This is a genomic window from Dactylosporangium sp. NPDC051484, assembly GCF_040689395.1.
Lineage (GTDB): Bacteria > Actinomycetota > Actinomycetes > Mycobacteriales > Micromonosporaceae > Dactylosporangium.
Window position 1 is genome coordinate 814006 of record NZ_JBFAZX010000001.1, and the last position, 9353, is coordinate 823358.

Annotated in this window: 8 protein-coding genes and 2 tRNA genes; 8 read left to right on the forward strand and 2 right to left on the reverse strand. The window is 67.1% G+C overall.

Annotated elements, in window-relative coordinates:
• Positions 1–35: 35 nt before the first annotated feature.
• Complete coding sequence (locus AB0367_RS03975) at positions 36–1979, forward strand: galactose oxidase-like domain-containing protein (RefSeq protein WP_366224666.1); 1944 nt, start codon at positions 36–38, stop codon at positions 1977–1979.
• 12 nt (positions 1980–1991) lie between these two features.
• Here the strand turns inward: AB0367_RS03975 and AB0367_RS03980 are convergent, their stop codons facing one another.
• Together AB0367_RS03980 and AB0367_RS03985 are read right to left on the reverse strand one after the other, a co-directional pair.
• Positions 1992–2330, reverse strand: a complete 339-nt coding sequence (locus tag AB0367_RS03980; protein WP_366224622.1) for a hypothetical protein — start codon at positions 2328–2330, stop codon at positions 1992–1994.
• Between the two features lie 404 nt (positions 2331–2734).
• A tRNA-Gly gene (locus tag AB0367_RS03985) sits at positions 2735–2805 on the reverse strand.
• A 141-nt stretch (positions 2806–2946) separates the two neighbouring features.
• On the opposite strand from AB0367_RS03985, the gene AB0367_RS03990 reads away from it, so the two are divergent.
• The 7 genes from AB0367_RS03990 to AB0367_RS04020 all read left to right on the forward strand — a co-directional run bounded on the left by AB0367_RS03990 (position 2947) and on the right by AB0367_RS04020 (position 8646).
• A tRNA-Pro gene (locus AB0367_RS03990) sits at positions 2947–3020 on the forward strand.
• Between the two features lie 63 nt (positions 3021–3083).
• On the forward strand, positions 3084–4454 hold the full coding sequence (tig, locus tag AB0367_RS03995) for a trigger factor (RefSeq protein ID WP_366224623.1): 1371 nt from the start codon (positions 3084–3086) through the stop codon (positions 4452–4454).
• 131 nt (positions 4455–4585) lie between these two features.
• On the forward strand, positions 4586–5236 hold the full coding sequence (locus tag AB0367_RS04000; protein ID WP_350557025.1) for an ATP-dependent Clp protease proteolytic subunit: 651 nt from the start codon (positions 4586–4588) through the stop codon (positions 5234–5236).
• Positions 5237–5247: 11 nt separating this feature from the next.
• On the forward strand, positions 5248–5907 hold the full coding sequence (locus AB0367_RS04005) for an ATP-dependent Clp protease proteolytic subunit (RefSeq protein ID WP_366224624.1): 660 nt from the start codon (positions 5248–5250) through the stop codon (positions 5905–5907).
• 248 nt (positions 5908–6155) lie between these two features.
• The gene (gene clpX / locus AB0367_RS04010; RefSeq protein WP_366224625.1) at positions 6156–7454 is read left to right on the forward strand and encodes an ATP-dependent Clp protease ATP-binding subunit ClpX; all 1299 of its coding nucleotides are present in this window, start codon (positions 6156–6158) and stop codon (positions 7452–7454) included.
• 243 nt (positions 7455–7697) lie between these two features.
• Positions 7698–7835 (forward strand): hypothetical protein, encoded by a 138-nt coding sequence (locus AB0367_RS04015; RefSeq protein ID WP_366224626.1) that lies wholly within the window; start codon positions 7698–7700, stop codon positions 7833–7835.
• 16 nt (positions 7836–7851) lie between these two features.
• Entirely contained in the window at positions 7852–8646 is a 795-nt protein-coding gene (locus AB0367_RS04020; protein WP_366224627.1) for a carbon-nitrogen hydrolase family protein, read from the forward strand.
• Positions 8647–9353 lie beyond the last annotated feature (707 nt).

Here is a 9353-nt window from a genome sequence, read left to right on the forward strand (position 1 = left end):
TGCTGTCGCAGTCGGAAGAGGCCCCCCCGTTGTTCGTGCCGCACTGGATTCCCCGCAAGATCCTCCTGCCCGCCGTCGCCGGCGTCGTGCTCGGCGCGGCCAACGTTCCTCCGCTGTACTCGGCCACCGTCGACTGGCTCCACGAGCGCAAGATCAATAGCCTGGAGTACAAGTACGCCAACGGCTACTGGCAGGTCGTCGAGCTGCCCAAGAGCCAGCGGGTCAACGCGATCCACGCGGCGCTGCTCCCGTCGGGCCGGATCCTGCTCATCGCCGGCTCGGGTAACGACCGCGAGCAGTTCCAGGCGGGCACGTTCAAGACGCTGGTCTTCGACCCGGTCTCCGGTCAGACGAGGCTGGTGCCCACGCCGACCGACCTGTTCTGCGTCGGGCACGCCTACCTGCCCGACGGCAAGCTGCTCGTGGCCGGCGGCACCCTGCGATACGAGGTGCTCAAGGCCGACGTCAAGCGCGCGGGCGGCACGGCGACCGTGAAGAACGAGTCGCCCGATGCGCCGCGCGCGTTCCCCAAGGGCACGGTCCTCGTCGGGGCGAACGGGCACAAGTACCTTCTCGGCGACGACGTCACCGTCCCGGCCGCGACCAAGGTCGTTCACCCGCCGCGCTACCCGGGCGAGAAGCCCGGCGTCGTCGTCACGGCCGGCGAGGCGCGGGTCTGGGTCGACGCCGCCGCCGACGGCAAGGAATACGTGGTCGACCATCACGGGCAGTACGAGTTCGAGGACCTCACCGGCACCGACCGCCAAAACCTCTACGCCCTGGCCGAGAAGATCACCATGGACAAGCAGGACTACCAGGGCCGCAAGGAGGCCTACGAGTTCAACCCGGTCACCGAGCAGTACGAGCGCGTCGCCGACATGCACGAGAAGCGCTGGTATCCGACCCTGACCGGCCTGCCCGACGGCTCAGTTCTGGCCGTCTCCGGCCTCGACGGCAGCGGTCAGGTCGTCGACGGCTCGCAGAACGAGGTCTTCGACCCGAAGACGAGGACGTGGACGGTCCGCAAGGACCTGAACATGTACTTCCCGACCTACCCGGCACTGTTCCAGACCGCCCGCGACGGCGTGCTCTTCTACTCCGGCTCGAACGCCGGCTACGGCCCCGCCGACAAGGGCCGCGATCCCGGCCTGTGGAACCTCACCGACAACAGCTTCCAGAAGGTGCCCGGCATCCGCGACCCCGACGCGCTGGAGACCAGCATGTCGGCCTGGGCCGGCCCGGTGCAGAACCAGACCGTGATGGTCGTCGGCGGTGGCGGGATCGGCGAGTCCTCGCGGTCGACCGGCCGCATCGACATCGTCAGGCTCAACGGCGACAACCCGCGCTTCGAGGCGGGCCCGAGCCTGCCGGAGGGCACACGCTACCCGAACCTGGTCCAACTGCCGGACGACACCGTGCTGATCACGAACGGCTCGTCCGACTACCGCGGCCGCTTCGACAGCGACAACCACACCGCGCGGATCTACCACCCGGACACCAACACGCTCACGTACGCCGCCGACCCCCACGTTGGCCGCAACTACCACAGCGCCGCCGTCCTGCTCCCCGACGGCCGGGTGCTCACGGTCGGCTCGGACCCGCTCTTCCGCGACAGGAAGAACACCATCTCCGGCACGTTCGAGCAGCGCCTGGAGATTTACACGCCGCCGTACCTCTTCCACGGCCCTCGCCCGTCGATCGGCGATGGCCCGACAATCTTGAGCGCGGGCCAGCAGGCCACGTACACAACGGGCGCACCGGACGACGTCGCCGCGGTCCGCCTGATCCGCCCGAGCGCCGCCACCCACATGCTCAACACGGAGCAGCGCTCCCTGATCCTGGACTTCAAGCCCTCATCGGGCGCTGTGACGGTGACGCTCCCGTCGTCCCCCGCCCTGATGCCTCCCGGCCCGTACATGCTGTTCGTCATCAACAAGGACGGCGTCCCATCGGACGCCAAGTGGGTCACGGTCTCCTGAGGCGAGAGCGGCTCAAGCCCTGGAAACGCTCGCCACTTCCCAGTGGTCGTCGATCGGTTCGCGGGTGACCCGGCACGTGAAGAGCTGACCGCCGACCTTTGTCTTGATGAGCAAGCCGTCGTCGGTCGTGCGGTCAACGGACTCGACCCTTGCCGTCGAGGCGTCCGGAACGTTGGCTTGCGCGCGGACTGCCGTCGTGCACAGGTCGCGCACGGTGCGCTCATCGCTGCGGGACGTGAGGTAGACCGTTAGGCCGGCGAGTGCGACCAGGCCGAGGCCGATAACTGTGCCCCTGCGGAGGAACGCCTTCAATGTCTCGCCCTGTTGGCGAGTCTCGGCTCCATCGATCATTCCGAGAATGCTGCGCGCCGACCGGCCGGCGGAAAGTCCGTTCTGCGCCGATCGCATCGAACACGGCACTGGCCTGGGCGGGTGACCTGGTCGAGGTGACCGGGTGGGTGAGCATGTCCCGGCCGTACCCCGGGGACTCGTTGACGATCTTGCCTGTCCCCCCTGCCCGGGGCGTAGCGTCGTGGTGAGGATGGAATCAGCCCTGGACGGGATCAAGTCCATTCGTGTGAATACAGCGGATTACCTGACGAAGCGGACATCCTTCGTCAGGTGAGCGGGCGGTCCGGCCTTGATCAGGACAGCTGGATGGCCGGCAAAGAAGGCGTCGCGCACTGGCACGCCGAGTAAGACCGACATTGGCCAACCCTAGAGACAGGTGGTCTGACCTGCGAAGAAGGGTGAAGAGCGGGCGATGAGAATCGAACTCACACCGTCAGTTTGGAAGACTGAAGCTCTGCCATTGAGCTACGCCCGCATGCGCCCGGGGCACCGGGTGCGCGTCTAGCGTACCGAACTCAGCTCCCCGGCGTCATGCTCGGGGTCCGCAGTGTGCGACACCGGCATACCGAGCGGCGCGCTGCCCAGCGGAGCGCATACACTTGCCGACGCACACCACCGGGGTGTAGCGCAGTTTGGTAGCGCACTCGCTTTGGGAGCGAGGGGCCGTGGGTTCAAATCCCGCCACCCCGACCGGGAACACGTCAGAGCGCAGCTGTCAGTCCACACAGTCGTAGCAACGAGGGAGAAAGTTCTGTGAAGAGCACCGTCGAGACCCTGAGCCCGACTCGCGTGCGGCTCGAAATCGAGGTGCCGTTCGCCGAGCTGGAGCCGAGCCTCAAGAAGGCCTATCGCGAGATCGGCTCGCAGGTCAACATCCCCGGGTTCCGTCGCGGCAAGGTGCCCTCGGCGGTCATCGACCAGCGGGTGGGGCGCGGTGCGGTCCTCAACGAGGCCGTGCAGGAGGTCATCCCGACCCAGATCCTGGCCGCGGTGCGCGAGCACGAGGTCAAGACGCTGGGGCGGCCCGAGGTGGATATCACCGAGTTCGCCGATGGCCAGCCGTTGAAGTTCACGGCCGAGGTGGACGTGCGGCCGGAGATCACCCTGCCTGACCTGAGCGACATCCAGGTGAGCGTCGACGCGCTGGTCGTGAGCGACGAGGACGTCGAGGAGCAGCTCAAGGGGCTGCGCGACCGGTTCGCCACGCTGAAGACCGTCGAGCGCACAGCCGTGACCGGCGACTACGTCCAGATCGACCTGGTCGCGACCGTCGACGGCGAAGAGGTGCCGGGCGGCAGCGCGACCAACGTCTCGCACGAGGTCGGCAGCGGCCAGCTCGTGCCGGGCCTCGACGACGTGCTGGTCGGCCTGGGCGCCGGCGACTCGACCACGTTCACCACGCAGCTGGTCGGCGGCGACTTCGAGGGCCGCGACGCCGAGGTGTCGGTCACCGTGAAGTCGGTGAAGGACAAGCAGCTGCCCGATGTCGACGACGAGTTCGCCCAGCTGGCGAGCGAGTTCGACACCCTGGACGAGCTCAAGGACGACCTGCGCACCCGGCTCACCCGGGTGAAGCGGATGGAGCAGCTGTATTCGGCCCGTGACCTCGCCCTCAAGGCGGTCATCGAGGCGACCGACGTCCCCGCCCCCGAGGGCGTGGTGAAGGAGGAGGTCGAGTCGCGCAAGGAGTCGATGAACGACCAGCTGCAGCGCATCGGCGCGTCGTTCGACGACTACCTGCAGACCGAGGGCAAGACCGAGGAGGAGCTCGACGCCGAGCTCAACGAGGCGGCCGTCGAGGGCGTGAAGGTCCAGCTGGTGCTCGACACCCTGGCCGACGCCGAGGACATCCAGGTCAGCGACGACGAGTTCGGGCACGAGATCGTGCACCGGGCGCAGCGGGCGGGCATGGGTCCCCAGCAGTACTACGACCAGCTGGTCAAGGCCGGCGTGGCCGGCGCGGTCTTCGGTGACGTGCGCCGCGGCAAGGCGCTCGGCGTGGTGCTGGAGCGGGTGAAGATCGTCGACAGCGACGGCAACACGCTGAGCCTCGACGACCTGCGCGGACCCGCCGACGGCCACGAAGGTCACGATCACGGCGACCACGAGGGCCACGACCACTAATGTTGAAGGCCGGGGCAAAAGCCCCGGCCTTCACCACGGTGCGCTCATAGCGAAATGCGGTCAGCACAGGAAGCCGCCGCTCCCCGCACCGGTTAGGGTCGGCAAGTACAAGACTCTTGCGAAGGGCTGCCATGACCGACCTGCATATTCCAGCGTCGCCAGTCAGTCCCGCGCCCAGCGGGCGCGGTCGGGGCGCGGACACGAGCCTGACGCTCGACGACTCGGTGTTCAACCGGCTGCTCAAGGAACGGATCATCTTCCTGGGCAGCGAGGTCAACGATCAGGTTGCCAACCGGATCTGCGCCCAGATGCTGTTGCTCGCCGCCGAGGACGAGGAGCGGGACATCTGGCTGTACATCAACTCGCCCGGTGGCTCCGTCTACTCGGGCATGGCGATTTACGACATCATGCAGTTCGTCTCGAACGACGTGGCGACTGTTGCGATGGGCATGGCCGCCTCGATGGGCCAGCTGCTGTTGTGCGCCGGCGCGCCGGGCAAGCGCATGGCGCTGCCGCACGCGCGGATCATGATGCACCAGCCGTCCGGCGGCATCGGGGGCACGGCCTCCGACATCGCCATCCAGGCCGAGCAGATGCTCTACACCAAGCGGATGTTCCAGGAGCGGGTGTCGTTCCACACGGGGCAGTCGCTCGAGCAAATCGAGGCCGACTCCGACCGTGACCGCTGGTTCACCGCCGATGAGGCGCGGGACTACGGCTTCATCGACAAGGTGATCACCGGGGCCCAGCAGGCTCCGGAAGGCGCCGGAACACTGGCCTGAGGAGCGAAGCCATGACCGATCTGAGCCTGCCCCCGGCGCTGCGCGAGGTGCACAACCGTTACATCCTGCCGTCGTATGTCGAGCGGACGTCGTATGGCATCAAGGAGACCAACCCGTACAACAAGCTGTTCGAGGATCGGATCATCTTCCTCGGCGTGCAGATCGACGACGCGTCGGCCAACGACGTGATGGCGCAGCTGCTGACGCTGGAGAGCAACGAGCCGGACCGCGACATCATCATCTACATCAACTCGCCGGGTGGCTCGTTCACGGCCATGACGGCGATCTACGACACGATGACCTATGTCCGGCCGGACATCCAGACCGTGTGCCTGGGCCAGGCGGCGAGTGCGGCCGCGGTGCTGCTCGCGGCGGGCACGCCGGGCAAGCGCCTCGCGCTGCCCAACTCGCGCATCATCATCCACCAGCCGGCCACCGAGGGCGGCTACGGTCAGGGCTCGGACATCGAGATCCAGGCCCGGGAGATCATGCGGATGCGCACCCAGCTCGAGGAGATGGTGTCGCGCCACAGCGGCCAGCCGGTGGAGAAGGTCCGTAAGGACATCGATCGGGACAAGATCCTGACGGCCGATGAGGCCAAGGAGTACGGCCTGGTCGACAACATCCTGGTCAGCCGCAAGAAGTCCAGCCTGGTGGCGTCGGGCAGCTGACGCGCCGGGCAACACTCTCATCGGCTCGCCCAACCTCCCTGGTTCGGCGAGCCGATGGGGTTCCCGACTTCACGCGAGAAAATGCCCCATCGGGCGCCCGGCGGGAAAGACACCCCCGCGTAGGGGGTCGGAATACGGGCGACCACCAGGTAACGTCGAGGCAGTAGCCAGCGTGGGCGCCAGTCGCCCCCGTGCGGCAGAGGATGTGATCCGGACGCAGGTTCCGGCCGAAGGCAGGGAGATCGTAGGTGGCACGGATCGGCGACGGTGGCGACCTACTGAAGTGCTCCTTCTGTGGCAAGTCGCAGAAGCAGGTGAAGAAGCTGATCGCCGGCCCCGGCGTCTACATCTGCGACGAGTGCATTGATCTCTGCAACGAGATCATCGAGGAAGAGCTCGCGGAGTCCGGCGACGTCAAGTTCGACGAGTTGCCCAAGCCGATGGAGATCTGCGCCTTCCTCGATCAATACGTGGTCGGCCAGGACCAGGCCAAGAAGGCCCTCGCGGTGGCGGTCTACAACCACTACAAACGGGTCCAGGCGGAGAGCGGTAGCAACGCCGGCGGCGACGGTGTCGAGCTGGCGAAGTCCAACATCCTGCTCATTGGCCCCACGGGCTGCGGCAAGACGCACCTGGCCCAGACGCTCGCGCGCATGCTCAACGTGCCGTTCGCGATCGCCGACGCCACGGCGCTCACCGAGGCGGGATACGTCGGCGAGGACGTCGAGAACATCCTCCTGAAGCTGATCCAGGCCGCCGACTACGACATCCGCCGGGCCGAGACCGGGATCGTCTACATCGACGAGGTCGACAAGATCGCCCGCAAGTCGGAGAATCCGTCGATCACGAGGGACGTCTCCGGTGAGGGCGTGCAGCAGGCGCTGTTGAAGATCATCGAGGGCACGGTCGCCAACGTCCCGCCGCAGGGCGGGCGCAAGCACCCGCACCAGGAGTTCATCCAGATCGACACGTCCAACGTGCTGTTCATCTGCGGCGGCGCCTTCGCGGGCCTGGACCGGATCGTGCAGCAGCGGGTCGGCAAGGGCGGCACCGGCTTCGGCGCCAACCTGCGCTCCATCACCGACCGGACGGCCGACGACGCGTTCTCCGACGTCATGCCCGAGGACATGCTCAAGTTCGGCCTGATCCCCGAGTTCATCGGGCGTCTGCCGGTGATCACGAGCGTCAAGAGCCTCGACCGTGACGCGCTGGTCAAGATCCTTACCGAGCCCCGCAACGCGCTGGTCCGGCAGTATCAGCGCCTGTTCGAGCTCGACGGCGTCGAGCTTGAGTTCGCGCCGGAGGCCCTCGACTCGATCGCCGACCAGGCCATCCTGCGTGGCACCGGCGCTCGCGGCCTGCGGGCGATCATGGAGGAGGTGCTCCTCTCCGTGATGTATGAGGTGCCGAGCAACCCGAACATCGCCCGGGTGCTGATCACCCGCGAGGTCGTCCTGGAGAAGGTCATCCCGACGCTCGTGCCGCGGGACCTCGCCGGCCACCGCGTCGGCCGCCGTCGCGCGGACCGCGAGGAGAAGTCGGCCTGACGCCGACCCCGACGCAAGCGTTCATAAGGCGACCCGGGACACAGCGTCCCGGGTCGCTCTGCGTCCACGCAACGGATTCCCGGCGTGCCAGGGCAGTGAAGTCGTCTGCCGCGGTACCGCTGCTGCCCGGGCCCGTCCTCGATCGGCTCCCTTCGGCCCTGGCGCTCGTCGGGGCCGCGCGACGGCGCCCGAGCCTCCCGCGCGCTGCCGTCCGGGGTCTTCCACACGCTCTATCCGTTCGCCGTGCGTAACGGGGTACTCAGCGTCGCCGTGACACTCGCCATGGCCATCGGCGACGAGCGGATGCGCCGTCGCGGCCGATCGGGCCGTGGCCGCCCGTCGTGGCTGGTCGCCGCGGCCCTCGTGCTCGCCGCTGGCTGAACGTAGGCTGGCCGGTATGCGCGTAGCGATGTGTCAGCTCAACGCCCGCGACGATCGGGCCGAGAACCTCCGGGTCGCCCGATCGCTGCTGCAGCGGGCCGCCGACGGGGGAGCGGACCTGGCGGTGCTCCCCGAATATGTCGACTACCTGGGCCGCGGGCGTTCGGCGCCCAAGCCCGAGCCCATCGACGGTGAGTTCGCCGCGTTCTTCGCCGATGCCGCGCGGGAGCTCGGGATGTGGGTGCACGCGGGGTCGTTCCACGAGACGGGCCCGGATGCCGAGCACACCTACAACACAACACTCGTCTTCGATCGATCCGGCGCCCTCGCCGCGACCTATCGCAAGATCCACCTCTATGACGTCGAGATCCCCGGCCGCGTCTCATACCAGGAGTCGGCCACGGTCGCCCCCGGCGACTCGCCGGAGATCGTCGATGTCGAGCGGATCCGACTGGGGCTATCGATCTGTTATGACCTTCGGTTCCCCGAGTTGTACCGCAGGTTGGCGATCGAGGGCGCGAACGTGCTCGCGGTGCCGGCGGCCTTCATGTTGCACACCGGCCGCGACCACTGGGAGGTCCTGCTGCGCGCCCGGGCCATCGAGAACCAGTGCTACGTGCTCGCCGCCGGACAGATCGGCAACCACGATCCCGATCGCACGTGCTTCGGGCGGAGCATGGTCATCGACCCGTGGGGGACTGTCGTCGCCCAGGCGCCGGACGTCGTCGGCGTGACGTTCGCCGAGCTCGACCTCGCGCGGCTCGACGAGATCCGTGAGACGCTGCCGAGCCTGGCGAACCGCCGGCTGTAGCCCGATTTGACTCGGGCCTGGCCGGGTCCGTATGGTTCTGCAGGTCCGAGGGACTGGGCGGAAACGGCCAGTTTGTCGGATTGGAACCACTGGGTGGTGCGGGAGCGCGAGTTGGCGAACGCGAAGCCGGCCAGGTAAGGTACTCCAGCCGGTAGGGCACCGGGCGGGTTCGAAAGAGCCGGCCGGCCTACCGAAATCCCGAGCAGGTCTGGCGCCGGAAACGGCGCGGTTGGCGTGCGCGGGAGAAACGGCTCAGAAGGTCGACTAGCGGAAAACGCGAACTTGACAGGACGAACCGGGCTGGTAAGGTAGTAAAGCCGGTGGCGAGCCGGGCGGGCAAGCGGGTGACAAACCTCGAAGCCGGCCGGTGCGACCGGATCTCCCGAAGCAAGATCGCCGGAAACGGCGAGCTTGCTATGCTCGGGAAAACCGCTCTCAGTGAGAAAGTTCGGACAACGAGCTTGACAACGGAGAGCGAACTGGTAAAGTAGAGAAGTTGCCCCGGGTGAGGCAAGCGAGCGATCGCAAACCTCGGCGGTGTGTGTTGGTTGTTTGAGAACTCAACAGGGTGCTTGTTAAGCCAGTGCCAAATGATTATTACCCCGTGGCATGGGCCTCGTAGAGGTTTGTGTCTGGGATTCCTTTGGTGACAACATGTTTGTTGCCGGGTGATTGATTCACCAACGTAGATTTTGTTGGAGAGTTTG

Bases quoted from the DNA above. Each gene is read 5' to 3' on its own strand.
- AB0367_RS03980 (WP_366224622.1), bottom strand. From the start codon at position 2,330: ATGATCGATGGAGCCGAGACTCGCCAACAGGGCGAGACATTGAAGGCG.
- AB0367_RS04005 (WP_366224624.1), top strand. From the start codon at position 5,248: ATGACCGATCTGAGCCTGCCCCCGGCGCTGCGCGAGGTGCACAACCGT.
- AB0367_RS04000 (WP_350557025.1), top strand. From the start codon at position 4,586: ATGACCGACCTGCATATTCCAGCGTCGCCAGTCAGTCCCGCGCCCAGC.
- AB0367_RS04020 (WP_366224627.1), top strand. From the start codon at position 7,852: ATGCGCGTAGCGATGTGTCAGCTCAACGCCCGCGACGATCGGGCCGAG.